Annotated in this window: 29 protein-coding genes and 3 tRNA genes; 25 read left to right on the top strand and 7 right to left on the bottom strand. The window is 27.9% G+C overall.

Annotation, left to right across the window (positions count from 1 at the left end; genetic code table 11):
* Positions 1 to 2: 2 nt before the first annotated feature.
* The 8 genes from I6H46_RS05115 (at position 3) to murJ (ending at position 9,045) form a co-directional block, all read left to right on the top strand.
* A complete protein-coding gene (locus tag I6H46_RS05115; protein ID WP_019118129.1) occupies positions 3 to 815 on the top strand; it encodes an electron transfer flavoprotein subunit beta/FixA family protein in 813 nt (270 codons plus the stop codon).
* Positions 816 to 825: 10 nt separating this feature from the next.
* Positions 826 to 1,830, top strand: coding sequence for an electron transfer flavoprotein subunit alpha/FixB family protein (locus I6H46_RS05120; protein WP_019118128.1), 1,005 nt, complete (start codon positions 826 to 828; stop codon positions 1,828 to 1,830).
* Between the two features lie 151 nt (positions 1,831 to 1,981).
* Positions 1,982 to 3,319, top strand: a complete 1,338-nt coding sequence (locus I6H46_RS05125; protein ID WP_200225490.1) for an acetyl-CoA hydrolase/transferase C-terminal domain-containing protein — start codon at positions 1,982 to 1,984, stop codon at positions 3,317 to 3,319.
* Between the two features lie 114 nt (positions 3,320 to 3,433).
* On the top strand, positions 3,434 to 4,276 hold the full coding sequence (locus I6H46_RS05130) for a 3-hydroxybutyryl-CoA dehydrogenase (RefSeq protein ID WP_019118126.1): 843 nt from the start codon (positions 3,434 to 3,436) through the stop codon (positions 4,274 to 4,276).
* A gap of 115 nt (positions 4,277 to 4,391) precedes the next feature.
* Positions 4,392 to 5,234 (top strand): 4-(cytidine 5'-diphospho)-2-C-methyl-D-erythritol kinase, encoded by an 843-nt coding sequence (ispE, locus tag I6H46_RS05135; protein WP_019118125.1) that lies wholly within the window; start codon positions 4,392 to 4,394, stop codon positions 5,232 to 5,234.
* Positions 5,227 to 5,976 (top strand): glutamate racemase, encoded by a 750-nt coding sequence (gene murI, locus I6H46_RS05140; RefSeq protein ID WP_019118124.1) that lies wholly within the window; start codon positions 5,227 to 5,229, stop codon positions 5,974 to 5,976. The genes ispE and murI overlap by 8 nt, the downstream gene beginning before the upstream one ends.
* A gap of 321 nt (positions 5,977 to 6,297) precedes the next feature.
* The gene (locus I6H46_RS05145; protein ID WP_019118123.1) at positions 6,298 to 7,305 is read left to right on the top strand and encodes a M15 family metallopeptidase; all 1,008 of its coding nucleotides are present in this window, start codon (positions 6,298 to 6,300) and stop codon (positions 7,303 to 7,305) included.
* Between the two features lie 213 nt (positions 7,306 to 7,518).
* Positions 7,519 to 9,045, top strand: a complete 1,527-nt coding sequence (gene murJ, locus I6H46_RS05150) for a murein biosynthesis integral membrane protein MurJ (RefSeq protein ID WP_019118122.1) — start codon at positions 7,519 to 7,521, stop codon at positions 9,043 to 9,045.
* A gap of 66 nt (positions 9,046 to 9,111) precedes the next feature.
* Here murJ and I6H46_RS05155 read toward each other — a convergent pair whose 3' ends face one another.
* The 4 genes from I6H46_RS05155 to I6H46_RS05165 form a co-directional block, all read right to left on the bottom strand.
* Entirely contained in the window at positions 9,112 to 10,839 is a 1,728-nt protein-coding gene (locus I6H46_RS05155) for a vWA domain-containing protein (RefSeq protein ID WP_019118121.1), read from the bottom strand.
* On the bottom strand, positions 10,832 to 11,740 hold the full coding sequence (locus I6H46_RS05160) for an AAA family ATPase (RefSeq protein ID WP_019118120.1): 909 nt from the start codon (positions 11,738 to 11,740) through the stop codon (positions 10,832 to 10,834). The genes I6H46_RS05155 and I6H46_RS05160 overlap by 8 nt, the downstream gene beginning before the upstream one ends.
* 195 nt (positions 11,741 to 11,935) lie before the next feature.
* Positions 11,936 to 12,283, bottom strand: coding sequence for an SGNH/GDSL hydrolase family protein (locus I6H46_RS09775; RefSeq protein ID WP_234287266.1), 348 nt, complete (start codon positions 12,281 to 12,283; stop codon positions 11,936 to 11,938).
* 69 nt (positions 12,284 to 12,352) lie between these two features.
* Positions 12,353 to 13,858 carry an acyltransferase family protein gene (locus tag I6H46_RS05165; RefSeq protein ID WP_234287267.1) on the bottom strand — a complete coding sequence of 502 codons (1,506 nt, stop codon included), beginning with the start codon at positions 13,856 to 13,858 and terminating at the stop codon, positions 12,353 to 12,355.
* 353 nt (positions 13,859 to 14,211) lie between these two features.
* Between I6H46_RS05165 and I6H46_RS05170 the strand changes: the two genes are divergently transcribed.
* From I6H46_RS05170 to I6H46_RS05190, 5 genes are read left to right on the top strand one after another with little or no spacing between them, the layout of a single operon-like run.
* Positions 14,212 to 15,378 (top strand): ABC transporter substrate-binding protein, encoded by a 1,167-nt coding sequence (locus I6H46_RS05170; RefSeq protein WP_019118118.1) that lies wholly within the window; start codon positions 14,212 to 14,214, stop codon positions 15,376 to 15,378.
* 53 nt (positions 15,379 to 15,431) lie between these two features.
* Positions 15,432 to 16,319 (top strand): branched-chain amino acid ABC transporter permease, encoded by an 888-nt coding sequence (locus I6H46_RS05175; protein ID WP_019118117.1) that lies wholly within the window; start codon positions 15,432 to 15,434, stop codon positions 16,317 to 16,319.
* A 1-nt stretch (position 16,320) separates the two neighbouring features.
* Positions 16,321 to 17,301, top strand: a complete 981-nt coding sequence (locus I6H46_RS05180) for a branched-chain amino acid ABC transporter permease (RefSeq protein WP_004838209.1) — start codon at positions 16,321 to 16,323, stop codon at positions 17,299 to 17,301.
* Complete coding sequence (locus tag I6H46_RS05185) at positions 17,294 to 18,076, top strand: ABC transporter ATP-binding protein (protein ID WP_004838210.1); 783 nt, start codon at positions 17,294 to 17,296, stop codon at positions 18,074 to 18,076. The genes I6H46_RS05180 and I6H46_RS05185 overlap by 8 nt, the downstream gene beginning before the upstream one ends.
* 1 nt (position 18,077) lies before the next feature.
* Positions 18,078 to 18,785, top strand: a complete 708-nt coding sequence (locus tag I6H46_RS05190) for an ABC transporter ATP-binding protein (protein ID WP_004838212.1) — start codon at positions 18,078 to 18,080, stop codon at positions 18,783 to 18,785.
* Between the two features lie 92 nt (positions 18,786 to 18,877).
* Here the strand turns inward: I6H46_RS05190 and I6H46_RS05195 are convergent, their stop codons facing one another.
* Positions 18,878 to 19,459 carry a DUF1700 domain-containing protein gene (locus I6H46_RS05195; protein ID WP_019118115.1) on the bottom strand — a complete coding sequence of 194 codons (582 nt, stop codon included), beginning with the start codon at positions 19,457 to 19,459 and terminating at the stop codon, positions 18,878 to 18,880.
* A complete protein-coding gene (locus I6H46_RS05200; protein WP_234287268.1) occupies positions 19,456 to 19,839 on the bottom strand; it encodes a PadR family transcriptional regulator in 384 nt (127 codons plus the stop codon). The genes I6H46_RS05195 and I6H46_RS05200 overlap by 4 nt, the downstream gene beginning before the upstream one ends.
* A 118-nt stretch (positions 19,840 to 19,957) precedes the next feature.
* Here I6H46_RS05200 and trmB point away from each other — a divergent pair, with 118 nt between their 5' ends.
* A complete protein-coding gene (trmB, locus tag I6H46_RS05205) occupies positions 19,958 to 20,590 on the top strand; it encodes a tRNA (guanosine(46)-N7)-methyltransferase TrmB (protein ID WP_019118114.1) in 633 nt (210 codons plus the stop codon).
* Complete coding sequence (rlmH, locus tag I6H46_RS05210) at positions 20,587 to 21,069, top strand: 23S rRNA (pseudouridine(1915)-N(3))-methyltransferase RlmH (RefSeq protein WP_019118113.1); 483 nt, start codon at positions 20,587 to 20,589, stop codon at positions 21,067 to 21,069. Before trmB ends, rlmH begins: the two co-directional genes overlap by 4 nt.
* Before the next feature lie 52 nt (positions 21,070 to 21,121).
* Here the strand turns inward: rlmH and I6H46_RS05215 are convergent, their stop codons facing one another.
* A complete protein-coding gene (locus tag I6H46_RS05215; RefSeq protein WP_004838221.1) occupies positions 21,122 to 21,502 on the bottom strand; it encodes a VOC family protein in 381 nt (126 codons plus the stop codon).
* 310 nt (positions 21,503 to 21,812) lie between these two features.
* On the opposite strand from I6H46_RS05215, the gene I6H46_RS05220 reads away from it, so the two are divergent.
* The 10 genes from I6H46_RS05220 to I6H46_RS05265 all read left to right on the top strand — a co-directional run bounded on the left by I6H46_RS05220 (position 21,813) and on the right by I6H46_RS05265 (position 26,887).
* A tRNA-Phe gene (locus I6H46_RS05220) sits at positions 21,813 to 21,888 on the top strand.
* An 8-nt stretch (positions 21,889 to 21,896) separates the two neighbouring features.
* A tRNA-Gly gene (locus I6H46_RS05225) sits at positions 21,897 to 21,971 on the top strand.
* A 4-nt stretch (positions 21,972 to 21,975) separates the two neighbouring features.
* Positions 21,976 to 22,049 (top strand) — tRNA-Cys (locus tag I6H46_RS05230).
* 49 nt (positions 22,050 to 22,098) lie between these two features.
* The gene (locus I6H46_RS05235) at positions 22,099 to 22,776 is read left to right on the top strand and encodes a DUF6873 family GME fold protein (protein ID WP_019118112.1); all 678 of its coding nucleotides are present in this window, start codon (positions 22,099 to 22,101) and stop codon (positions 22,774 to 22,776) included.
* A 13-nt stretch (positions 22,777 to 22,789) separates the two neighbouring features.
* A complete protein-coding gene (gene hisS, locus I6H46_RS05240) occupies positions 22,790 to 24,088 on the top strand; it encodes a histidine--tRNA ligase (RefSeq protein ID WP_019118111.1) in 1,299 nt (432 codons plus the stop codon).
* Between the two features lie 8 nt (positions 24,089 to 24,096).
* Positions 24,097 to 24,963: a DegV family protein gene (locus tag I6H46_RS05245; protein ID WP_019118110.1), complete on the top strand. Its 867-nt coding sequence runs from the start codon at positions 24,097 to 24,099 to the stop codon at positions 24,961 to 24,963.
* A gap of 7 nt (positions 24,964 to 24,970) precedes the next feature.
* Complete coding sequence (locus I6H46_RS05250; RefSeq protein ID WP_200225493.1) at positions 24,971 to 25,891, top strand: DMT family transporter; 921 nt, start codon at positions 24,971 to 24,973, stop codon at positions 25,889 to 25,891.
* 233 nt (positions 25,892 to 26,124) lie between these two features.
* Entirely contained in the window at positions 26,125 to 26,301 is a 177-nt protein-coding gene (locus tag I6H46_RS05255; protein WP_200225494.1) for a DEAD/DEAH box helicase family protein, read from the top strand.
* A 16-nt stretch (positions 26,302 to 26,317) separates the two neighbouring features.
* Entirely contained in the window at positions 26,318 to 26,725 is a 408-nt protein-coding gene (locus tag I6H46_RS05260; RefSeq protein WP_200225496.1) for a hypothetical protein, read from the top strand.
* Positions 26,726 to 26,887, top strand: coding sequence for a helix-turn-helix domain-containing protein (locus tag I6H46_RS05265; protein WP_200225498.1), 162 nt, complete (start codon positions 26,726 to 26,728; stop codon positions 26,885 to 26,887).
* The last annotated feature ends 26 nt before the right edge of the window (positions 26,888 to 26,913 follow it).

A 26,913-nucleotide genomic window follows, 5' to 3' on the forward strand; every position in this document is an offset into this window, starting at 1 on the left:
AAATGAATATTTTTGTATGTGCAAAGCAAGTTCCAGATACTAATGAAATCAAAATAGATCCTGAAACTAATACTCTTATTAGAAAGGGAGTTCCTAGTATCTTAAATACTTATGATGCTTTTGCCCTTGAACAAGCTTTAAGAATAAAAGATAATGATCCAGAAAATGTAAAAATCACAGTTATTTCTATGGGACCACCTCAAGCTGAATCTATGCTTAGAGATACTTTGGCAGTAGGAGCTGACAAAGCTTACTTGGTTACTGATAGAAAATTTGGTGGTTCTGATACACTTGCAACAAGTTATATAATCTCAGAAGCTATAAAAGAAGTAGCTAAAAGAGAAGGAGATTATGATATGATTTTCTGTGGTCTTCAAGCTATAGATGGAGATACAGCACAAGTAGGACCAGAAATTGCTGAACACTTAGATTTACCACAAGTAACTTATGCTTATACAGCAGAATTAAATGATGAGGGAATCAAAGTTCTTAAAGAAGTTGAAGGAGGAGCTTTAAATATTCAAGCAAAACTTCCAGCTCTTATAACATTTACAAAATATGGCGATGAAGAATTAAGATATCCAAAAATCAAAAATAAAATGAAAGCTAAAAAAGCTACAATCGAACAAATTACTTTTGAAGAACTAAAAGAAAATATTGACGAAACAGCAATAGGACTTAAAGGTTCACCAACAAGAGTTAAAAAATCTTATACACCTGAACATAAGAAATCTGGAGAAATCTACAACGATGAAGATGCTAGCGTTTCTGTAGATAAGTTAATAAATGCTCTTTCTGATGAGAAACTTATTTAGGAGGATATAGATGAGTGAAAATAAAAATCTTTGGGTAATTGTAGAAACAAAAGAAGATGGATCAGCTGTAAATGTTGGACTTGAACTAATGAATCCAGGAAGAAGAATGGCTGATGCTATTGATGAAAAACTTTACGCTATAATTATCGGATCAAATGTTGATAAAGCTAAAGAAGAAGTAAAAGAATACGGCGTAGATGGAATTATCACAGTTGATAATGAAATTTACAAAGAATATAATACAGAAGTTTATGCAGATGCAATAGACCAATTAGTTAAAAAATATAGTCCAAATATAATTTTGATAGGTGCAACAAATCAAGGAAGAGATTTAGGCCCAAGAGTTTCAGCAAGACTTCACACAGGACTTACAGCAGATTGTACAGAACTTGATATTGACGCTGAGAAAAAAGAAGTTAGATGGACAAGACCTGCATTTGGTGGAAACTTAATGGCAATGATTCTTTGCCCAGATCACAGACCACAAATGGGAACTGTAAGACCAGGAGTATTTTCAAAAGAAGCTATTGGTGCAAAAGATGATATCGAAATAATTGATGAAGACATCAAATTTGAAGGTGAAGCTAGAACAAAAATTTTAGATTTCATTCCAAGAGATGAAGGAGATGAAGTTGATTTAGTTGGAGCTGAATTTATAGTTTCTGGTGGACGTGGACTTGGAGATCCTAAAAACTTTGCATTAATAAAAGATTTAGCTGATGCACTTGACGGAACTGTTGGATCAAGCCGTGCGGCTGTAGATGCTGGTTGGATTTCACACTCTCACCAAGTAGGACAATCAGGAAAAACTGTAGGACCAAGAGTTTATATAGCTGTAGGAATTTCTGGAGCTATTCAACACTTGGCAGGTATAAATGCTGCTGATAAAGTTATAGCTATAAACAAAGATCCAGATGCTCCAATATTTGGAAGAGCTGATTATGGTATAGTTGGGGACTTATTTGAAGTAGTACCAAAACTTACTGAAGCAATCAATAAGAAAAAAGGAAAATAATTAAATTAAATTTATAAATTTGGGTATATCATTATTAGTATCTCAAATTGATTTTAAGGATGAGATTACTCTCATCCTTAATTTTTATGGAGATAATTAAAAATTATTCCAATATATAAGTAAAAATATGCGTATTTAATGGGAGGATAACGTGGACTATAATAAATTATATAAGGAAAAACTAATAAGTGCAGAGGATGCTGCAAAACTTGTAAAGGACGGCGATTATGTAGATTATTCATGGGGAATAGTTTCACCACATGATTTTGACGAAGCTTTGGCAAAAGAAATTACTAATCTTAATGACATCGTTGTCAGGGGTGGAGTGGAGCTTGAAAAATTCAAAATATTTGATGCTGATCCAACAAATGAACATTTTGTTTATAACTCTTGGCATTCATTAGGACCTATAAGAAAATTAGCAGGAGAAGGAAGAGCATTTTATTCACCATTAAAATATTCAGAGCTTCCAAAATATTACAGAACATCAATAAAAAAACCAAATATTTTTGTAACTCAAGCAACTCCAATGGATGAGCACGGATTTTTTAACTTCGGAGCTTCAGCATCACATCTTTATGCTGCAATCGAAAATTCGGATATAGTAATAATTGAAGTGAACAAAAATGTACCAAGAGGACTTGGTGGATATGAAAATTGTGTTCATATTAAAGAAGTTGATTATATTATTGAAGGATCAAATCCTGAAATGATAGCTTTAGGAAAAGCACAACCAAGCGATTTAGATAAGGAAGTTGCAAAATTTGTAGTAGAAGAATTAGTTGATGGGGCATGTCTTCAAATTGGAATTGGTGGACTTCCTACAGCAATCGGAAAAGAAATTGCAAATTCTGATTTAAAAGACCTGGGCGTTCATACAGAAATGTATGTAGATTCTTTTGTTGAATTATCAAAGGCTGGAAAAATTACAGGTAAAAAGAAAAGCATTGATAGGGGAAGACAAGTTTATGCTTTTGCAGCTGGAAGCAAGGAATTATATGATTTTATAGATAATAATGAAGAACTTTGTGCAGCACCAGTAGATTATTGTAATGGTATTGAACAAATTTCTGCTTTAGATAATTTCATGTCAATAAATTCAGCCCTTGAAGTTGATTTGAATGGTACAGTTTCTGCAGAAAGTTCTGGAATAAAACACATTTCAGGTTCAGGTGGAGCTTTAGATTTTATGCTTGGTGCTTATAATTCAAAAGGTGGAAAATCTTTTGTAACCCTACACTCATCAAGAGTTGATCAAAAAGGAGTAAGACATTCAAATATAGTTCCAAGATTAATTGAAGGAACACAACCAACAGGTTGTAGAGCAAATACTCATTTTGTTGCAACAGAATTTGGAATGGTTAATCTTAAAGGACAATCATTGTGGGAAAGAACTGAGAAATTGATTTCAATTGCTCACCCAGAATTTAGAGATGATTTGATAAAAGAAGCTGAAAAAATGAGAATTTGGAGAAAATCTAATAAATAGTTAAAAAAAAGTCAATATTTCTTGATAAAACGGGAAAACAATGTTATAATATATGTATAAGTTATTAATTTAACAAACAAACGAAACTTTTTTAAAACACACAAAGGAGTAAATATGAAAATTGGTGTAATTGGATCAGGAATTATGGGTGGAGGAATTGTAGAAGTTGCTGCAAAATTCCACGAAGTAGTAGTAAGAGATATTAAAGATGAATTCTTAGAAAATGCAAAAGCTAGAATTGAAAAAGATTATGCTAAACAAGTTTCTAAGGGAAGAATGGAAGAAGATGCTAAAGAAAAAGCAATCAAAAACATTTCCTACACAACAGAAGTAAAAGACTTAGCTTATTGTGATATAGTTATAGAAGCTGCAACAGAAAATCCAAAACTTAAAAAAGAAATTTTCAAAGAATTAGATGAAGTAGTTAAAGAAGGAGCAATTCTTGCTTCAAATACATCTTCACTTTCTATTACTGACATAGCTGCATCAACAAATAGACCAGAAAATGTAATAGGAATGCATTTCTTCAATCCAGTTCCAGTAATGAAACTTGTAGAAGTTATCAGAGGACTTCACACAAGCGACGAAACAAACAAAAAAGTATTTGAACTTGCTGAAGAATTTGGAAAACAACCAATAGAAGTAAAAGAAGGTCCAGGATTTGTTGTAAACAGACTTTTAATTCCAATGATTAACGAAGGAATCGGAGTTTTATATGATGGACTTGCAAGTGTTGAAGATATTGATAAGGGAATGCAACTTGGAGCAAACCATCCAATGGGACCTCTAGCATTAGCTGACCTTATAGGACTTGATACATGTCTTGCAATTATGGAAGTATTATTCAATGAATTTGGTGATAGCAAATATCGTCCAAATCCATTATTAAGACAAATGGTAAGAGCAGGAGATCTTGGTAGAAAAACTGGTAAAGGATTCTACGATTATTCTAAATAAATTTAAATTTACAAATAGACTTTGCGAAAGCAAGGTCTATTTTTTGATTAAAATTTTTTATTTTTAAATTTTATTTTCAACAAATTCCTTATGGTATAATTGTAGTGAGGTAATTATGGAAAGAAAATGCTATGGAAAAATTAATCTTAGTTTAGATTCTTTGTATAAAAGAGATGACGGTTATCATGAAATTGATACTATTATGACTAGGATTTCTTTGTTTGATAAATTAAAAATTGAAAAAAATAATACTAATGAAATTAAAATTAAAACAAATAGCCAAATTTTATCAAAGGAAAATATTGAAAATAATTTGATTTACAAGGCTTGGGCTATATTAAAAGATAGAGTTAAATCATGTGGAGTAGATGTGTTTTTGGAAAAAAATATTCCCATAGCTGCAGGGCTTGCTGGTGGTTCTACAAATTGTGCTGAAATGATTTTGGCTTTAAATGAGCTTTGGAATTTAAATTTGGGTGATGATGAGATTTTTAAAATTGGGAAAAGTTTAGGAGCTGATATTCCGTTTTTTTTCTTGAAAAAATCTGCGAGGGCTCAAGGTATTGGAGAAATTTTATCGCCTTTTGATATAAATTTAGATATGAAAATTCTTTTGGTAAATGATGGGACAAGTATTTCTTCAAATTTTGTATATAAAAGATTAAAGGATTATGGAAATATTGAAACTGAAAAAATAATTGAGGGATTAAAATCTTCTGATAAAAATATTGTAAAATATTTTTCTAATGTTATGGAAGATGTGGTATATGAAAATTTTCCTCATCTTTATAAAATAAAAAATAGACTTGAAAATCTAGGGGCAGCCAAAGCACTTCTTAGTGGTAGCGGTGCAAGTATTTTTGCTGTATTTTTTGATGAAGAAAAAATCAATTATGCATTAAATGAAATAAAAAATGATTATAAATTTGTTGAAAGGGTGAATTTAATAGATGACTAATATTGGTGTATTTGATTCAGGACTTGGAGGACTTACTGTTCTTAAAGAATTGTCTAAAAAACACAAGGCAAATTATTTTTACCTTGGAGATAATAAAAATGTTCCTTATGGAGATAAGTCAAATGAAGAAATAATTGAGCTTTCAAAAAAAATAGTAAAATTTTTATTAAAGAAAGATATTGACTTTTTTGTGATAGCTTGTAATACAATTTCTACTGTTGCAATAGAATATCTTAGAAAAGAATTTGATAAAAAATTTATTTCAATTACAGACCAAGCAATAAAAAAATCCTTAGAATGTGAAGGGGATATTTTTGTTATGGCTACAAAGGCAACGTGCTTACAACATACTTATAAAATTAAAATTGAAAAAATTTCTAATAAAAAAGTTTTTGAAAAAGCTTGTCCATTACTTGTTTCCCTTATAGAAAAAGGAATAGTAAGTGGAGATGAGGTGGATAAGGCTTTAAAAGATTATTTAGAACTTGCAAATGAGAAAAAAATTGAAAATATAGTTTTAGGTTGTACCCACTATCCTATAGTAGAAGATGAAATTTTTAAAAATTTAAACTACAAAGCAAATATTATTGACCCTGCTAAGGTTTTGGCAAAAAATATAAAATTTGATGAGACCGAAAAAAAATATATAGAAATATATATGACAGATGTAAATGAAATTTCTCAAAAAATGACAAATAAAATAATGGGAGAAAAAATTAAAATCCAAAAAGCTAGTTTATAGTTAATTAATTAGCTTAAAAAATTTATTATAAAAACTTATAAGGTTTTAAAAAAGAGTAAAAAATTTTATAAAAATGTATTAAAAAAATCGCTAAAATTAAAAAAAATTAATTTTTAGCGATTTTTTTCTAATATTTTACAAAAAAAATCATTTATACTATACATATTTTTTTATACTTGTGTTATAATGGAGTTAAGAAAATATTAAAAAGTTTTGTAAAGTCTTTTATTATAGATTGAAATACATTTATATGATTTTACAAACTATCCCACAGACGTAAATTTAGTTATATTGAAATAGATTTAAGGAAGAAAACTAAAAATGGCAAACAAAAGTATTAGAGATTTAAGACGTAAAAAGGTAAAAGAAAGAAAAATAAAAAGAAGAAATAATTTAATAAAAGTTGGAATTTGTGCTCTTTTGATAACAGGAGCTTTGAATATAGATTTTAAAAAAAGTAGTGATGATTTTCAAATTAGAAAACCAATAGAAAACAGATATGCCCAAGCTAATAAAAAACAAGAAAATGAAGTGCTTAAAGAAGAACTAAAAAATGCAAAAACTCAAGTAGCAACTCCTATTGGTTTTGAAAATGTAGTAATTAGTGATGGGGAAAAAATTGATGATGATGGATATAGTGATACTATGAAATCCTATGTCAAATCTCTTAAAAGTCAATATTGCTACCAAGAACCAAGCGATTTTACAAAAACTGATGTAAGCATTAATAATAACCAATACATAGAATATTTTGGTACAGAAAATTCTTTTTCAAAAATTAAAATTAATGATGAATTTTATTATGTAAATAAATATGGTCTTGGAAAGCTTAAAGATAGCGAAAATATTAGTGTAGTGAAGGGAGTTGTTTTTGTAAATGAATCAAATCCTTTGCCTAAAGATTTTAATCCTGGCGTTGATTCTACAAGCAAAAAAGCTTTTGATACTATGCTTATTGATATGCAAAGAGAAGGCTTGGATATAAAAATTGCATCTGATTTTAGGATGGGACAAAGTGAAGAAAAATTGGTAGATCAAAATAATCCTGATGCTGATTTGCCTTATACAAGTGACCACCAAACAGGAACAAGTTTTGATTTTTATACTGACCAAACAAAATATTCAGATAAATTTAAAGATACAAATGAATATAAGTGGCTAAAGGAAAATTCTTATAAATATGGATTTATTCAAAGATACACCAAAGAAAAAGAAGAAATTACTGGCAAAAAAGAAAGGTGCTGGGAATTTAGATATGTTGGTGTAGAAAATGCAAAATCTATGTATGAGAACGATCTTTCTTTGGAAGAATACTTGAAAATAAAATAATAAATTATAGCACAAGTGATAGCTTTATTTCTTGTGCTTATTTTTATTTTTAATTTTTTTAAACAATAAATAAGATTAAAGAAAAATAAAGAGTTTATAAAATTATCGTAAAATTTTCTAAGATAATAGACTTATTTATGGATAAATTTATCCATTGAAAGAAGATTTTTTACAGATATAATAAAATTTATAAATTAAAAAAGAGAGGTAATTATGGGACAAACTGCTTTTATGTTAATGCTTGTAACAATTCTTTCTAAAGTTTTTGGATTTTTGAGAGAATCTGTTATGGCTTATTTTTATGGAGCGGGGGATATAGTTGCAATTTATGCTGTTGCTAATACTCTTCCTGTAGTAATAGCAAATTTTGTTGCGTCGGGTATCATTTATGGTTTTATTCCAATTTATACCAAGGCAAAAAATGAAGAAGGCGAAGAGGTTGCTGAAGAATTCACATCAAATATTTTTAATATCTTGATGGTATTTGGTCTTTTAGCAGTTATTTTTGGTTTTATTTTTGCTGGAGCATTTTGTAAATTATTTTCACCAGATTTAAAAGGCGAACTTTTACATACTGCCATAGTTTTTACAAGAATTATAATGTTTGCAATATTTGCATATTTATATTCAGCTGTTTTTAGGGGATATTTAAATTTAAAAGGCAATTTTTTTATTCCAGCTGTAACTGGCTTGATTATGAATATAATTATAATTACATTTACAATTATAAGTGGACTTGCCAAAAATCCTTACCTACTTGCTATAGGTTGTTTGTTGGGAAATGTTTTGCAATATATAATGTTTCCTAAGGCAAATAGGGAGCATGGATATAAATACAAGAAAAAAATAGATATTCACAATAAATATATTAAATCTTTAATTATGATTGCAATTCCTGTTATAGTTTCATCAGCTGCAGGAGAGATAGCTCTTACAGTAGATAATTCTATGGCATCATACTTTTTTGGAAATGCATCAATATCATTTTTGAGATATTCAAAAACACTTTTGGCACTGATTACAGGAGTAATAACAGTTTCAGTTACAACTTCAATATTTCCTACCATTTCACATTTGGGACAAAAAGGCGATATAGAAAATATGAAAATTCAAATAAATTCAGCTATAGTTTTGACTATGCTTTTGGTAATACCAGCAACAATTGGAATGATGTCTTTGGCAGAGCCAATAATAAAATTGGTTTATCAAAGGGGAGCTTTTGATAATAAATCTGTAGTAGTTACAGCATCCATGCTAATTGCCTATGCGCCATTTGTTATTTTTCAATCATTTTCTGATGTAATCGACAAGGGATTTTATGCAGTTGGAGATTCAAAATCGCCAGTAATAATTGTAGTTATCCAACAAATAATAAATGTAATATTGAATTTTATATTGATACAATTTTTTGACATTCAAGGTCTTGCCCTAGCAACTGCAATTTCTGCTGCGGCTGGTGCAATTATGATGTTAATAAAATTTAGGAAAAATTTTGGAAGAATTAATTTTAAAAGTTCTTTAAAATCTTTGATAAAAATTACAGTTTTATCAATTTTAATGGGACTAATTGCAAGTGCAATTTATGGAAATTTGAGTGGGAAATTGTCATATCTTCTGGCTATGTTTATTGCAATAATAATAGCAGCAATATTTTATGCGCTTACAATTTTATTTGCAAGAATTCCTGAAGTTATGAAAATGGTAAATCGTCTTTACCATAAATTTTCTAAGAAAAAATAAAAAATAATTTAAAAGGCTGGTAAAAATTATAAATTATTATAGTTTATAATTTTTTGCCAGCCAATTTTAATTTGCTATTAAATTTTTCATATAAATTGAAACAATTTTGGAGAAATTGTCTAAATTTTTTATCCTACAAAAATCTGCTCCATAGATTAATTTTGCATTTTCTATATCTTCATCTTCTCCAGTAAAAACTCCCAAAACTTGGATTCCATCGCTTTTTAATGCTCTTATTTCTTTTGCAGTATCATCAACCGCCTTTTTGTCTATATATTGATCTTTGATTTTTGCGTTTACTGTATTTATATTGTGTTTTTCATCGTTTGGGCGACCGTCTGATAAAATTATTAAAATTTTTCTTACGCTTTCATTTTTATCTTCATTGATTAATTTGTGGATTGTTTTAAAGGCAAGTCCATCTCTGTTTGCACCGGAAGCGAAAAAATTATAAATACTTTCATTATTGCCCTTGTCTTTAAAATCTCTGTACATATTAAAAACTGTATAATCTCTCAAAGTAGAAAATGAAGAAACTCTTATTGGAATATTTACCTTATCCATGGCATTTGCAATTATAAAAGCCTGGTTTGCTACGAGATTTTGCCTTTGAATTTGGCTTGCTGATCCATCAATTAGTAAATCCATTTGAAATTTTGGTTTTGGGTCTTTGTTATTTGAAAAAAACACTTTGGATTCATTTAATACAGGAGCTCTCCAAACATTAACAGAATCTAAAAGTCCATAATTTTTTCTGTAAAGTTCATCTTCTTCGTGATTTGCCAAAGAATTTTCTATAGTTCTTGTAAGCTCATTTACAGCTCTGTTGTTTATTGAAAGATTATTTTCAATATATTCTTTTGTTTTTTCCTTTTGTTTTTTTCTGACTTTCTGATTGAATTTTGCATTTGGAGAATCGGTGTATTCTCCCTTGGTAAAATATAATTTTTTTGACTTATGGATACCCTTGGCAAGTTCTTTTTCCAAAAGTTCTTGTCTTTTTTTGCTTATAGAAAGTTTTCCATAAAAATCCTCTATAAAGGAATCTTCTCTTTTTTCTTTTTCCTTATCGGATTTTTCAAAGATAAATATATCCTTGTTCATATCTTCTTTTTTTTCTTCGAAATAAATATAACCATTAAATTCTGCAGATTGGATTTGAAATTGGTCTTCAATATTTTTTTCAATATCAGCATCTTCCAAATCATCATGGTCAAAATTTTTAGGTTTTTCTTCCTTTACCATTTGATCAAAAAGTTCGTTGTATTGGTCAAATCTTTCAAAAAGAAAATATTTTTTAAAAAGTTCATTAAGTTTGTCAATTATTTCACTTGATTTATAGGTATCAATAGAAAAAAGTTCAGCATAAAAATCTCTTACAAGTTTAGCTTCTGTTATGGGTTTATTAAAAATTTTCCCATAGTAGGCCTTTTCAATTTGTTCGGAAACATTGTCGGTTTCTTTTTTGTATTGGTATTTGTCGAGAATTTTTTTGGCGTAAGATTTTCTTAAATCTTTTATTACAAGATTAGTTTTTTCTAATTTTCTGTAGGCTAAATCTTCCAACAAAAGAAGGGTGATTGCCTTAAATTCTTCAAAAAAAGGGTTGTCTTTTTTTAAATAAGAAAAAAATGAAGAAAATAAATCAAGCCTAAAATTTTTAAACTTGTATCCTTCAATTATATTTTTGTAATTTTTATCCATGGGATAGTAGGATTTTGGAAAAATTTTATAATCATCAGCAAAATCCCAAATCACATTCATAGCCCTTAACTTTTCAAAAGTATCAGTCATCAAATACACTCTCTTTGATTTCTTTTGGAAGTTTTGAGTCAACGCTATCTCTTACAAGCTCTCTTTCAAATTCATCAAAAGATTTATTGATAAGTCCCATTTCAATTGCATCATATGGATTAAGTCCAATTTCCATAGTTTCAATTGCAGAAATTAGTCCCCTAAGGTCGACTGATTTTGTAGAAATTTCTGAATTTTCACTTTTTTCTTGGAGAGATTCAAAAATGTCTATAAAAGTATTCATATATTTTTCCTTTAATTTTGGAAATTTATCCTTTAGTAAATGTTTTAAATTTTCTCTCGTAATATTTGGCATATTTATAACCATAAATCTTGATGCAAGTGCCTCATTTACTTCTCTTGTTCCAACATAACCATAATTCATTGTTGCAATAAATCTTGTCTTATCGTCAAGTTTTATTTTGTCATAGCCTGGGATATCAATAACACGTCTGTGGTCTAAGCTTGCATGAAGGACAGAAATCGCTTCATTTTTTGCCATATTTATTTCATCTAAAACTCCAAATCCACCTTTTTTTGCACATTCATAAACAGGACCCTTTCTAAAAACAACTTTTCCGTCTTTAAAAGTGTCGGCTCCAACCAAGGAATTGTAATCAGTATTTACATGAAAAGAAATATCCCATGATGGACGATTAAAAATATAAGAAAGATTTTGAGCAAGAACATTTTTTCCTGTAGCTTTTGGGCCAGAAAGTAAAATATTTTTTCCAGAAAGAATAGCAGTGATTGCTTTTTTCAAAACATCTTCTCCATAATATTTAAATTCTGGTTTAACAATCCTATCCTTGTCTTCTTCATCTATATTTGCTTTTCTAAATTCTATTATTTTATCTATTAAATTTTGATCTAAATTTATTTCTTTTAAATAATCTATCATAATTCACCTCATTTGCTATTATACGACAAAAATATTCTTAGGCTATTGATAAAGTCCATTTTAAATTTGTAAATTATTTCAAATAATTTTTTTATTAAAAAAGTATAGAGATTTTAAAATGAAAATTTTCAAAAAAATAAAAGCGAAGAAAGTCATCTAAGACTTCTACGCTTTTAGATCTACATTATTTAATTGTTACTTAGCAAAAGAATTTATTATTTCTCTTTCAATTAGATTTCTATAAGCTTTTGCACCTTCAACTTCTGGATGAACCATATCTTTTGCAAATAAATTTGCTTTTTCCTTTGCAAATTTATACCAATCAACCATGTAGGCATTTTGGTTTTCATCGCAGAATTTTTTGATTTTAGAATTAATAGTCATCTCCCAAGATTGACTATTTACAGTATTTACAAAATAAACTTTTCTTCCTTCAGAAATATTTAAAATATCTACCATGTTTTGCTCGCTTAAAGTTCCGTTAGAACCAAGGCTTACAAGAACAATATTGCCAAGGCCGTTTTTATTTTTTATATCCTGCAATACTTTTGGACCATCGGTCATTTGTCTGCCAACTTCTCCATCAAGGTAAAGATTTGGATTAAATTCTCTCTAAAAAGGATCAATATTAATCAAAACAGAATCGCCAACAGCAGTAATAGAAGTATTTTTTAAAAATTCTTTTTCCTTATCGGTAAAGTTGAAATCATCATAAGCTTTCTTTTCAAAAGCAGGCTCTTTATTTTCTTCTTTATTTTTATTTTCATCTTCTTTGTTACTTTCATTTTGCTTTGGCTCTGTTTCTTTATTTTCGTTTGAAAGCTGATTTTTAGATTTTTCTAAATTTTCTTTATTCTCTTTTTTCTTTTGTTCTTTTACATATTTCTCATTGTTTTTCTTTATATTATCTTGATTTTCACTAATTCTTTTTTCAAGCTCTTTCATATCTTTTTCCTTAGGATTTGGAATAAAAAATGCCAAAGCATTTAATCCTAAAATAAGAGCAGATGTGATAATAAAATATTTTTTAAAATCAAATTTTCTATTTAAAATAACGTAAGTTAGCTCTGATAAAATCAAAACAATAATTATTTCCAAAATATAAGCTATAATCCTACTTTTGCTTGTGTGGGCAAAAGCATAAGAAAGAAAAGTGCTTATTATATATTGCCACAAATAAATGTAATAAGATCTAAGACCTATATAATAAAGGAAAGTTTTGAAAATTCCCATTTCTTTTTTATTTATTACAAATTTATTTTCCTTTTCATAAGAGTATAACACGCCAATTAACAATGCTTGAATAAGAGTGTAGATTGGGATTATTATTCTGTAAGTATATAAGTTTTCACCCCTTACAAAAAAGTAAGCAAGCAAAGTTAAAAACAAAAGAGCATACAAAATATATTTTTCAGAAAAATTTTTCTCCTTAGCAAATTCAAAAATTTTTGAAAAATAATCTATCAAAAGATAAGCAAGTGCTCCAATAAAAATAGCATTTATTCTAGCGTCAGGTCCATAATAAATTCTTGAAATATTATTTTTATCAAAAGAAAAAATAATCATCAACAAAATACTTATTGCAGAAATAAGAGCAAAAACATAAATTTTTACATTTTTACTTTCAAATTTTTCCTTATATTTATTGAGCAAATAATTTACCAAGTAGAAAATAAGGATAAATTGAACTTGCATGGATATATACCAAAAATGTGTAAACATATCAAAATATCCATTTTTTGTAAAATATGAACCACCCTTAAAAATTTGGTATAAATTTTGAATAGAAAGGGCTGTAGGTAAAGATGATTTTATAGAATCATGAAATATTATTCTTGAAAAAATCAAAGCAAAAACCAAAGATAGGCTTATAACAAAATATAAACTTGGCAATAGCTTTTTGAATCTTTTTTTAATAATTGATTTAAATTCATTAAAATCATAATCATCTATAGTATTTAATTTTTTCATCATTAAAAATCCACTCATTACAAAAAAGCCAATTACTGCCATAAAACCACCAGGAAGAAATTGTACTGATGAATGAAATATGGAAATAGCAATAATAAAAATAGCTCTTAAAAAAGTAAATGAATCAATTTGTTTTTGTTTTCTCATGTGTCCCCCAATGAATTTTATTATAGGCGAAAAAATAAAAAATATCAAGAAAAGTGCGAAATTGTAACCTTTGTAAACTATCGTAAAATAAATATTTTAAAATAAAATCACATAAATAAACCATAAAGCATTATTTAACATTAAATAAATAATAAATATACCTTTGCATAAAATTATAAATAAATATTCATTTTAAAAATCAAAAAATAATAACAAGATAAGCGTTGAAAAAAAGACAATAAAATAATCAAGCAAAAAACATTTGACAAGATGAAAATCCTGTGCCATAATTATTATTATAAATTTTAATCTTTATTTATACTTAATTATTAAAAAAATATGTGGAGGAAAAAATGAAAAAAACAAAAAAATTAATGACCTTAGCTTTTGCATCAATATTTGCATTTGCAGGATGTCAAGCAAAAAATGGAGAAAATAAAAAATCTGAGAATTCTGACACAATTAAAATTGGAGCAATAATACCACAAACTGGTCCAGTTTCAAATTATGGAAATTCATCAGAAAAAGGAGCTTTGTTAGCTGTTGATGAGATAAATAAAAATGGTGGAATTAATGGCAAAAAAATTGAATGGATTTCTTATGATGATAAGGGAGAAATAACAGATTCAACAACTGCATACAATAAATTAAAAGGAGAAAAAGTAACAGCAATTGTAGGGCCTATTACATCAAAACCTGCTCTAGCAGTTTCTGAAATTGCAAAAAAAGATGGAATTGCTATGATAACACCAACAGGAACTCAAGGAAATATTACAGAAGGAAAGGATAATGTATTTAGAACTTGCTTTACTGATCCTTATCAAGGAAAATTATTGGCAAAATTTGCAGCAGAAAATCAAAAAGCAAAAAAAGTAGCTATCCTTAGAAATACTTCTTCAGATTATTCAAATGGAATTGCTAATGAATTTAAAAAAGAAGTAGACAAATTAAAACTTGATTTAGTTGCTGATGAATCTTATGGAGATAATGACAATGATTTTAAGGCACAACTTACAAAAATTGCAAAAGCAAAACCAGATGTATTATTAGTTCCGGATTATTACGAAAAAGTTGCTCTTATAGCTCCACAAGCAAGAGATGCTGGAATTGATGCAAAATTTATTGGTTCTGATGGTTGGGATGGAGTTGTAAATGTAATGGATAAATCTCAATTAGGATTGGTAGAAGGCTCATGTTTTTCAAATCACTTTGCTTTAGATAGTGATGACCAAAGAGTAAAAGATTTTGTAAAAAAATATAAAGAAGAAAATAAAGAAGATCCTTCAGCTTTTTCTGCTTTGTCATACGATACAATTTATTTATTAAAACAAGCTATTGAACAAGCGAAAAGCGAAGAAAGTGATAAGATTATAGAAAAAATTAAAGCTATAGAATTTGATGGAATAACCGGCAAATTTAAATTTAATGAAAATCATAATCCAATCAAATCAGCATCAATGATGGAAATAAAAGATGGAACATATAAATTTAATTCAACAGTAACAGCTGATGAAAATTAATAAAAAAGGGGGATTGCGAATTAGCAAAACCCCTTAAATTTTAAGGAGATTTTATGGATTTTTTAATTCAACTTTTTAATGGTCTACAATTAGGATCAATATACGCTTTAATAGCCTTGGGTTATACAATGGTTTATGGCGTAGCAAAATTAATAAATTTTGCCCATGGAGATATTATAATGGTAGGCGCTTATACAATATTTTTTGTTGTTCAAACAAGTCTTTTCAGAAGTGGTTTACCATTATATTTAGCGATAATACCAGCGATTATTGCTTGTACACTTTTGGGAGTTGTAATAGAAAGAATTGCTTACAAACCTTTGAGGAATTCTTCATCAATTTCAATTTTAATTACTGCTATAGGAGTATCTTTATTTTTGGAAAATTTATTTGTAAAAGTTTTTACTGCTAACGCAAGACCTGTTCCAAGTTTATTTAATCAAGCTAGCTTAAATATTTTTGGAATAAGATTATCTTTTCAAACAATTTTTACAATAGTTTTAACTATTATTCTTACAATAATTTTGCAAATTTTTATTTCTAAAACAAAATATGGCAAGATGATGCTTGCGGTTAGCGAAGATTATAAGGCGTCAAGTCTTGTTGGAATAAATGTAGATAATATTATGACTATGACTTTCGCAATTGGCTCTGCACTTGCTGGAGTTGCATCTTTATTGTATGTTTCATCATATCCTCAAATAACTCCTTTTATAGGTTCTATGCTAGGAATAAAAGCTTTTACAGCAGCAGTTGTTGGAGGAATAGGTTCAATACCAGGAGCTGTAATTGGTGGATTTATTTTGGGAATGATAGAAGTTATGACTAGAGCATATCTTTCAAGCTCATACGCAGATGCAATAGTATTTTTGGTATTAATTTTAGTTTTAATAGTAAAACCAACAGGAATTTTAGGAAATATGGAAAAGGAGAAAGTATAAAATGGATAAAAATAAAAAAACATCATATCTAGTTAGCTTTGTCCTTGTATTAGTTTCATTTGCAATTATTCAAATATTAATTTTAAGTGGAATAATCGATTCTTATTGGCAATCAATTTTATTTTTGCTATGCATTAATATAATTCTTTCAATTTCACTAAATATAACCGTAGGAAATTTGGGACAAATAACCTTGGGACATGCGGGTTTTATGTCAATAGGTGCATATAGTGCAGGAATTTTTTTGAAAACTGGAATAATAGAAGGAATACCAGGATTTTTTATAGCCTTATTAATTGGAGGGCTGTTTGCATTTTTATTTTCTCTTGCAATAGGAATACCAGTATTGAGGTTAAATGGAGATTATCTTGCTATAGTAACCTTGGCTTTTGGAGAAATAATTAGGGTTGTTGTAGAAAATTTATCTATTACTGGTGGAGCTCAAGGAATGGCAGGAATACCTACAGTTGATTCTTTTGCTTTAGTATTTTTTGTTACAGTTTTGTGCGTTGTATTTATGTATTCAATTATGACATCAAGATTTGGTAGATCAGTTTTGGCAATAAAAGATAATGAGCTTGCCGCTGAAAGCTGTGGAATAAATACAACAAAATCTAAAATATTTGCCTTTACTTTATCAGCGCTTTTTGCTGGAGTTGCAGGAGCAATATACGCTCAAACAACTGGAGTAATAGCAGCCGATGTATTTAATTATAATAAAAGTTTTGATATTTTAGTAATGGTTGTTTTAGGAGGAATGGGTTCATTTACAGGTTCAGTCATTTCAACTATAACATTAACCATAGTTCCAGAAATATTAAGAGCATTCGCAGAATATAGGATGATAATTTATTCTGTAATCTTAGTAATTGTTATGATATTTAGACCGCAAGGCTTAATGGGAAGAGAAGAATTTTCTATTTCAAGACAAATTGCAAAATTTAAAAGAAAAATCAACAAAGAAGGAGTAAAAAATGGATAAAAGAAGATCTGTATTAAAATGTGATAATATTTCCATCTCCTTTGGAGGATTGAAGGCAGTAAATGGATTTAATCTTGATGTAAAAGAAAAAGATTTAATTGGTTTAATTGGGCCAAATGGAGCAGGAAAAACTACAGTTTTTAATATGCTAAGTGGAGTTTATGAGCCAACAGAAGGAGCGATTTATTTAGATGGAGAAAATATAACAGGCTTACCTGTTCACAAACTAAGTCAAAAAGGTATAGCAAGAACTTTTCAAAATATAAGATTATTTGATTACTTATCAGTTGTAGATAATGTAAAAGTATCTATGAACAGAGATATGAGGTATAAAATTGTTGACGGAATGCTTAGGCTTAAAAATTATTGGAAAGAAGAAAGAGAAGCAACAAAAAAAGCCTTGGATATTTTAAAAATTTTGGGACTTGCAGCTTATGCAAATGATAGCGCAGGAAATTTATCCTATGGAGCCCAAAGAAAATTAGAAATAGCAAGAGCTCTTGCGACAAATCCAAAATTATTATTATTAGACGAGCCAGCTGCAGGTATGAATGCAATTGAAACAGAGTCATTGATGGATACAATTAGAATGATAAGAGATAATTTTAATTTATCAATTGTTTTGATAGAACATGACATGAAATTGGTCTTGGGAATTTGCGAAAAACTTTACGTATTAAATCACGGAATAGTAATAGCAAAAGGAAAACCAGAAGAAGTTGTTAAAAAAGATGACGTAGTAAGCGCCTATTTGGGAAGTGGATATGGAGAATAAAATGCTTAATGTAGAAAATTTAAATGTATATTATGGAAATATCCACGCTATAAAGGATGTTTCCTTAAAAGTAAATAAAAAAGAAGTAGTTTCATTAATTGGAGCAAATGGAGCAGGAAAAACTACAACCCTTCAAGCAATATCTTCTTTGCTTGAAAAAAGAAGCGGAAAAATCACTTTTGAAAATGAAGATATAACAAATAAAAAAGCATACAAAATAACAAGGCTTGGAATTGCACAAGTTCCAGAAGGAAGGAGAGTTTTTTCAAATCTTTCAGTCGTAGATAATATAAATTTAGGTTCAGTTGCAACAAATTTAAAAGACAAAGAAAGAGAAGAAAAAATTGAGAGAATATATGAGCTTTTTCCAGTTTTAAAAGATAGGAGAAATCAAAAAGCAGGAACTTTGTCAGGAGGAGAACAACAAATGCTTGCTATGGCAAGAGCTATAATGACAAATCCAAAATTGCTTTTATTAGACGAACCATCAATGGGACTTTCGCCTCTTTATGTAGAAAAAATATTCGAAACGATAAAAGTTTTAAAAGAAGAAGGCTCAACGATTTTGCTTGTAGAACAAAATGCTAATCTTGCCCTAGATATATCAGATAGGGCTTATGTAATAGAAACAGGAAAAATTGTAAAAGAAGATAAGGCAGAAAACCTTAAAAATGATCCTGCCGTAAGAAGTGCATATTTAGGAATTTAAAAAACTAGGAATTAGTTTTAAGCTAATTCCTAGTTTTTTTAAAAAAATTTTTATAAGCTAAATTTATAATTTTTGCAAGTTTTTTTGGATTATCAATTTCCATTATTTAATTTTCTTTTTTGATTTTTTAAAAATTTAATTGTAGCAATTGTAGCTTTCCAAAATAAAATTCCAATTATAAAAAATATCAAGGCTAAAATAAGACCTGCAATTAAAGCGAAAATCCCTTTTAATTCAAAGCCAAAAAAGATAAATTTTAATTCATCGATTGGTTTAATGTGAATTATTCCTTTAAAAAGTCCCATTACACCTGCAAATATGCTAATTCCACTAGAAAAGAAAAAAGATATGGAAAGTATTGCAAGAGTTGGTATAAGACAAATCCACGCTAATGAAGCGTAAGAATAAAATCCTATAGCCATAATTAAATTTTTAAAGGAAAAATCTTTACTTTTTACAATACTATCGCTCATATAAGAAAATGCTAAGTCTTTTGGACTTTCCATTTGAGAGATTATGTACTCAGAACTTTGCCCATCATTAAGCCTTTCATAAAATGAATTTTTAAGTTCACTTAAAATATCAGTTTTTTCAGAAATAGACATATATTTTAAATTGCTGTCTACTTTTGATAAATATTTTTCTAAATTGTTATCAATTTTACTATTTTTCATTTTTCTTCCTCACTAAGATCTGAAATATTTTTTACAAGAATCATCCAATCTCTTTTCAAAGCATTTAAATAAAAATTTCCAAGCTCTGTAATTTTATAATATTTTCTTGGAGGAGTGCCTTCTTCTATATTTTTCCAATAAGCTTCTAAATAATTATTTTTTAGAAGTCTTCGAAGTAGTGGGTAAACAGTGCTCTCCTTTGTTTGTAACATTGGATATTTTTCAAGAGTTTGAATTAAATCATAGCCATATCTATCCTTTTTTTTAATTAAAATTAAGATAGCATATTCTAAAGTTCCACGTTTAATTTGAGAAATCCAATCTTCATTCATAACAATCCTTTCCAATAATAATTTAATCCATCTTATTGATATATACATTGTACAGCATAGTATATTAATGTCAATAGGTATATTGGATTTTAAAATTTTAAATTTTATTTTCCTTGTTTTTATAACAAATATTTTGTAAACTAATACTTAATAGAAAGGATGAGAAATGAGATTAAGATTTAAAGAAAATGCAATTCCAGAAATGAAAGAAAATCCTTTGATTTATTTTGATGGAAAAGAAAACAAGGGGAAATGGAAAGAAATTTTTGGAAATGATAATGAAATATATTTGGAAATTGGATCTGGCAGGGGAGATTTTTTAATTGAAATTGCTAAGGATAATCCTGCTATAAATTTTATAGGACTTGAAGTAAATACAAATGCCTTTGTTGTTGCAAGCAGAAAAATAAAAGAAAATGAACTTACAAATGTTAGAGGGCTTATAGCAGATGCGGAAAATTTGGAAGAAATTTTTGAAAATGAAGAAATTTCAAGAATATATTTGAATTTTTCAACTCCTTGGCCAAAAAGACGTCACCACAAAAGAAGGCTTAGCCACGAGAGATTTTTGAATAGGTACAAAAATATTATAAAAGATAAGGCGATTTTGGAATTAAAGACAGATAATAAAGAATTATATGAGGCTTCAGTTAAATATTTTGAAGAATTTTCTATGGATATAATTGAAAAAGATGAAAATATTTCAGAAGAAAAAAGCAAATATATAAGCGAATATGAAAGAAAATTTAGAAATAAAAATATGCCGATTTATTATATAAAAGCGAGATTTAATAAATGAATATTTCAATAGTAAGTGTGGGAAAAATTAAAGAAAAATATTTTAAAGATGCAATAAGCGAGTACGAAAAACGATTAAAACCATACGTAAAATTAAAAATCATTGAAGTAAATGACGAAAAAGCCCCTGAAAATTTATCAGAAAAAGAATTGGAAATTGTAAAAGATAGGGAAGCTGATAGGATTTTGAAAAAGATTAAAGAAAATTCCTATATTATAAGCCTAGAAATTGAAGGCAAAAGCCTATCATCAGAAAGTTTTTCAAAATTAATTAAAGAGCAAATGACTTATGGAATGGGATGCGATTTAGTTTTTTTAATTGGTGGGTCAAATGGTCTTTCAAAAAAAATAAGCCAAAAGGCTGATTACAAATTATCATTTTCAAAAATGACTTTTCCCCATAAATTAATGAGATTAATTTTAATTGAACAAATTTATAGGGCTTACAAAATTATAAATAATGAACCTTATCACAAATAAAATGGACCCAAAAAGGTCCATTTTTTAAAAAATATAAATTATCAATCAATTATTATTTTTCTTCAATTATTTCTATAGAAAAGCCTTGAGGGTCTTTTATAAAATAAAATTTGTCAGAACCGTCAGAAAGTCCGCCGATTTCTTGACTTACTACTCCCATTTTTTTGTGAAGGTCATAGGATTTTTCAAATTCTTTTGTTTTAAATGCCATGTGACCGTAATATGAGCCGTGCTCATATTTTCTTCCGTCGTGATTAAATGTTAATTCAAGTTCGTAAGCTCCATCTTCTGTTGCCATATAAATTAAAGAAAATTCATCTTCATCGTAATCTTTTCTTCTAGTAATGTGCATATTTAATGCATCTTCATAAAATTTTATACTTTCCTTATCGTTATCTGTGTATATACATGTGTGAATTGATTTAAATTTCATAAAACCTCCTAATTTCTTATATTATATTTTTACCCAAAAAATTTAAAATGAATTTTACTAATATTTTACAAGATAAATTTTTTCTAGGGTATATAAATAAGGGATAAGAAATTTCGCAACCTTATGACCAGAGCTTATGCAATTTATGAAAAATAATTTGTTTTGCAAGGCTCTTTTTTTGAAAAATTTTATTTACAAATAAAATTGATTTTGTAAATTTAAAAATAAAAAATTGGATTATTTCTTTGTAAAATTTTAAAAAAATTTGACAAGAATTTTAATTTAGCATATACTATAAAAGTAATGTTTAGCCCAGATAGCTCAGTCGGTAGAGCAGGGGACTGAAAATCCCCGTGTCGGTGGTTCGATTCCGCCTCTGGGCACCAGAAAAAATGCGGAAGTGGCTCAGTGGTAGAGTATCGCCTTGCCAAGGCGAGGGTCGCGGGTTCGAATCCCGTCTTCCGCTCCAATATGGCGCCATAGCCAAGTGGTAAGGCAGAGGTCTGCAACACCTTTATCCCCAGTTCAAATCTGGGTGGCGCCTCCAAATTTGTCCTCGTTGAGGACTTTTTTTGTACCTAAATTTAAGGAGAATTATGTTAATTATTAGTCACAAATCAAAAAAAGAATTTACAGATTTTTTGGATTTTAAAAATATAAAATATTTAAAAACAATTGATAATCCAAATCTTGACAAAAGAATTTCAGATCATCCTGATCTTTCTTTATTTAAATTGGATGATAAAAATTTAATAGTTGATAAAAATGTCTATGAGTATTACAAAAAAAATATAAAAAATATTAATATTATTAAAGGAGAAGAAGTTTCAAAAAATTATCCTTATGATGCTCTTTATAATATTGTAAAATTTAAAAATTTTTATATCCACAATGATTTTACTGAAAAAAATATAAAATTATTTTTTGAAGAAAAAAATATCAAGCACTTATTTATCAAGCAAGGCTACTCAAGGTGTTCTATGCTTGTTTTTAATGAAAATCTAATGACTTCTGATATGGGAATTTTTAAAAAATTAAAAAATATTTTGCCACTTACTTTATTAAAAGAAGAAAAAATTTCTCTTGACGGATTTGATCAAGGATTTTTGGGTGGATGTTTTGGAAAAATTGATGAAAATACTATATTATTTAATGGAAATATAGAAAGATTAAATTCGTATGATATAATTAAAAATATAGTATATAAGGAAAAATTAAATTTATTATATCCAGACACTAATTTAGTAGATACTGGATCTTTAATATGGATATGATTAGGAGATTAAAATGAATATAGTAAAACCACAAACTATTGCAGGTGTTATGGAATTATTACCAGAAGATCAATTAGCATTTGATTATATAAAAAATATCATTGAAGAAACTTTTTTGTCTTATCAATTTTTACCAATTGATACGCCAGCAATTGAAAAAAATGATATTTTATTTGCAAAAGGCGGCGGAGAAACTGAAAAGCAAATTTTTGGAATTGATTCATCAAAAAAAGATATGTCTTTGAGATTTGATTTAACTGTTCCTCTTGCAAGATATGTTTCTGAACATTTTTCTGATTTGAATTTCCCTTTCAAAAGGTATCAAATTGCAAAAGTTTATAGGGGAGAAAGAAATCAAAAAGGAAGATACAAGGAATTTTACCAATGCGATATTGATATTATTGGAAACAATTCTTTGTCAATACACAATGATGCACTTTTGCCTAAGGTTATTTATGAAATTTTCCAAAAACTTGACTTTAACGGAATAAAGTTCCATATTAATAATAGAAAGCTATTGAATGGATTTTTTGAATCACTTGAAATTTCTGATAAGGAAGAAGTTTTAAGAACAATCGATAAAAAAGCAAAAATCGGTGAAGAAAATACAAGAGAGCTTTTGGTAGAAATTTGTGGGGAAGAAAAAGCAGATAAATTGATGGAGCTTATAAATAATAAAAGAGAAAACAAAGAGCTTTTGACTTATCTTGAATCACTAAATTTAAATGATAATTATAAAATTGGATTAGATGAATTAAAAGAAGTTTATGATTATATGATTAAATTTGGAATTGATGATGATTCAATTATTATTGATTTGTCAATTACTCGTGGTCTTGATTATTATACATCTACAGTTTATGAAACTTTTTTGGATGGTTATGAGTCAATTGGAAGTGTATGCTCTGGTGGAAGATATGAAAATCTTGCAGGAAATTTCTCAAAACAAAATTTACCAGGAGTTGGACTTTCTATTGGTCTTACAAGATTATTTTATCAATTTCAACAGCTTGGTCTTGTAGAAAAATATAAAGCTAAATTTACAGATTGTCTTGTAATTCCTATGGATGAGAAATTAAATTTTTATGCCATAGACATAGCAAATAAATTAAAAGAGCAAGGTCTAAAGGTTGATATATATCTTGAAGACGGAAAATTTAAGAAAAAAATTAATTATGCAGACAAAATTGGCGTAAAAAAAGTCTTAATAATCGGACAAGAAGAATATGAAAACAAAATGGTTTCTGTAAAAAATATGGAAGATGGAAAGCAAGTTAGTGTGAAAATTGAAGAGATTAGAGAATATCTATAAGGAGAATTATGAATTTTAGAATAATAACAGACGGTTCTAGCGATATGAACGTTGATTTTATAAAATCATCGAATATTACCATAGTGCCTATGCAATCAAATATGGAAGATGAAATTTATGAAATTATAGGTACAGATATTGAAAAACTAAATGAATATTATGAATTTATGTTAGAAGATAAAAATGTTTTTACAAGCCAAGTAAACTTAGCTGCTTTTGAAAAATATTTTGAAGAAGTTTTAAAAAATGGAGAAGACGTATTTTATATAGGTATTACTGATGTTCTATCTGGAACTTATAAAAATGCTATGAAAGCAAAGGAAATTTTAGAAAAAAAATATCCAGATAGAAAAATTTATGTTTATGATACAAATCAAGCGTCAACAGGTACTGGTCTTTTGTGCCAAATTATTTGTAAAATGCAAGAAGATGGAAAAAGTATAGATGAAATTGATTCTTTTATAAAAGATAATTCAAAATATATGGTAGCCCAATTTGGAGTAGACAATCTTAAATATTTATATAAAGGTGGAAGGATTTCAAAAACTAGCGCAGGAATAGGAAGTTTTTTGAAAGTGAAGCCAGTTTTACATGTATCTGATGATGGTTCTTTGCAAGTTTTGAAAATTGAAAGAGGAAATAAAAGAGCTATAAAAGTTTTGTTCAATAATTTCAAAAAAAATTGGAAACCAGAAATATCAAAAGAAGTTTTGATAGGATATGCTTACTTTGATGAAAATGCTAAAATATTAAAAGAATTAATAGAAGAAAATTTTAAAGATGCAAAAGTAAGTCTTGCTCCAATTGGATCTTTGATTGGATCTCACGTTGGACCAGGAATGTATTCCTTGTCATATTTTGGAGAAAAAAGATAGGAGAAATATGCTCAAAAATAAAAAAAATGCAGTAATTTTTTCTTTAATAGCAATGTTTTTATGGGGGAGTGCAATCCCCCTTATTAAATCCACTTATGAAGTTTTGCAGATAGAATCATACGACACCTTTGCAAAAGTTTATATAGCTGGAATTAGATTTTTTATGGCAGGGATTTTGGCATTTTTTTATGCCAAAATTTTTGGAAAAAACAAAATTTCATTTTCTAAAGTAAATATAAAATTAGTTATAATTCTTGCAATACTACAAACTTTTTTGCAATATTTTTTCTATTATATAGGACTTTCAAATACAAGCGGAGTAAAATCATCAATCATACAAGCATCAAATTCATTTATGATTGTAATAATTTCACTTTTTCTACTTCCAGAAGATAAAATTTCGATAAATACAATTATAGCCTTAATAATTGGAACAGCAGGAATTATTTTGGTAAATTCAAATCAAAAAATGGGAAGTGGATTTAAACTAACAGGAGAAGGATTCATTTTTACATCAACATTTATTAATGCTTTAGCATCAGTTTTATTAAGAAAATATTCAAAAAATTCAGATCCATATATTTTAAATGGCATGGTGCTTTTATTCGGTTCCTTGCCTTTAATAATACTTGGCAGATTTTTATATATAAATCCAGTTGTTATAAACTTGAAAGCTTTTTTAATGCTTTTTTATGGAGCATTTATTACAGCAACATCATTTACAATTTGGACAATAGTTTTGCAAAATCATAGCGCAAACCAATTTGGAGTATTCAAATTATTTATCCCAATATTCGGCTCGATTTTATCAGTAATAATTTTGGGAGAAAATTTTACAATAAGATTATTTATAGGACTTATTTTAGTTCTAACAGGCTCTTTGGTTTTGATGAAGGGTAAAAATAAAAAAAGTGGTGTTACAGAATAATTAAATTTTTCTGTAACACCACTTTTTTGTGTTAAATAATACATTCTAATACAATTAAAAATAAGCGTGGATTTTATTTCCACGTCTTTTTTGAGCTTTTCTTTTAAATAGTAATAATTTTAGAATTTCGTTGTAACGAAAAAAAGCAACTTAATGAATTTTTAAGAATAACTTATAATTAAATTAATCAAAATTACTTGTTAGATAAAAATAAAAAATGTGATGGAGGACTTATGAAAAATTTAATAATTTTAGCGGGATATCCAGCCACAGGGAAAACGTGTATCATAAATGGTTTGATGGAACATAATAAGAAATTAGAATATATTTCGATAGATGAGATAGAAGAGTTTTTCTATGATAATTTAGGTTTTAAAAATAAAAAGAAAAGAATAAAATTTATAATTTGAGCTTTGAATTTTTTATATGAAACTAAAGTCTATGATGAATAAAAATTATGATATCGTAATAGATTATCCTTTTAGTTATTTACAATATCCAATTCTTAAAGAATTATCTTTTAAATACGATTATAAGTGTATCACAATTAGATTAAGTGGAGATATAAAAGAAATCTACAAAAGAAGAGTTAAAAGAGATTTAGATGAAAGTAGAAATCCTGCACACCTAGTAAATAGTTATGACAAAAATATAAAAATGAGTTTAGAAGAAAGAAAAGATAATCTAATAAGTTTTGAAGAATTTATAAAACATTGCAAATTAAGAGAATACGATAAATTTAAATTAGGCAAGCTTTTAGAAATAGACGTTACAAAAAAATATGCAGATGTAGACTCTATTAATGAATTCCTTGATTTAGAAATGAGAACTTAAATGGAAATTACAAATAGGCAAAAGAAAATTATAGGAATTTTATTAGAGTCTAAGGATACAATAACTTGTCAAGAAATAGCAGAGATAATAAATGTATCTGACAGGACTGTTTTAAACGAAGTTAATAGTATAAATAAAAACTTAGTGACGGGAATAGGTTAACTGTTGCTAAGGGAAAAGGGATAAAA

Origin of the sequence: Anaerococcus obesiensis (genome assembly GCF_016599815.1) — a bacterium.
Classification (GTDB): domain Bacteria; phylum Bacillota; class Clostridia; order Tissierellales; family Peptoniphilaceae; genus Anaerococcus; species Anaerococcus vaginalis.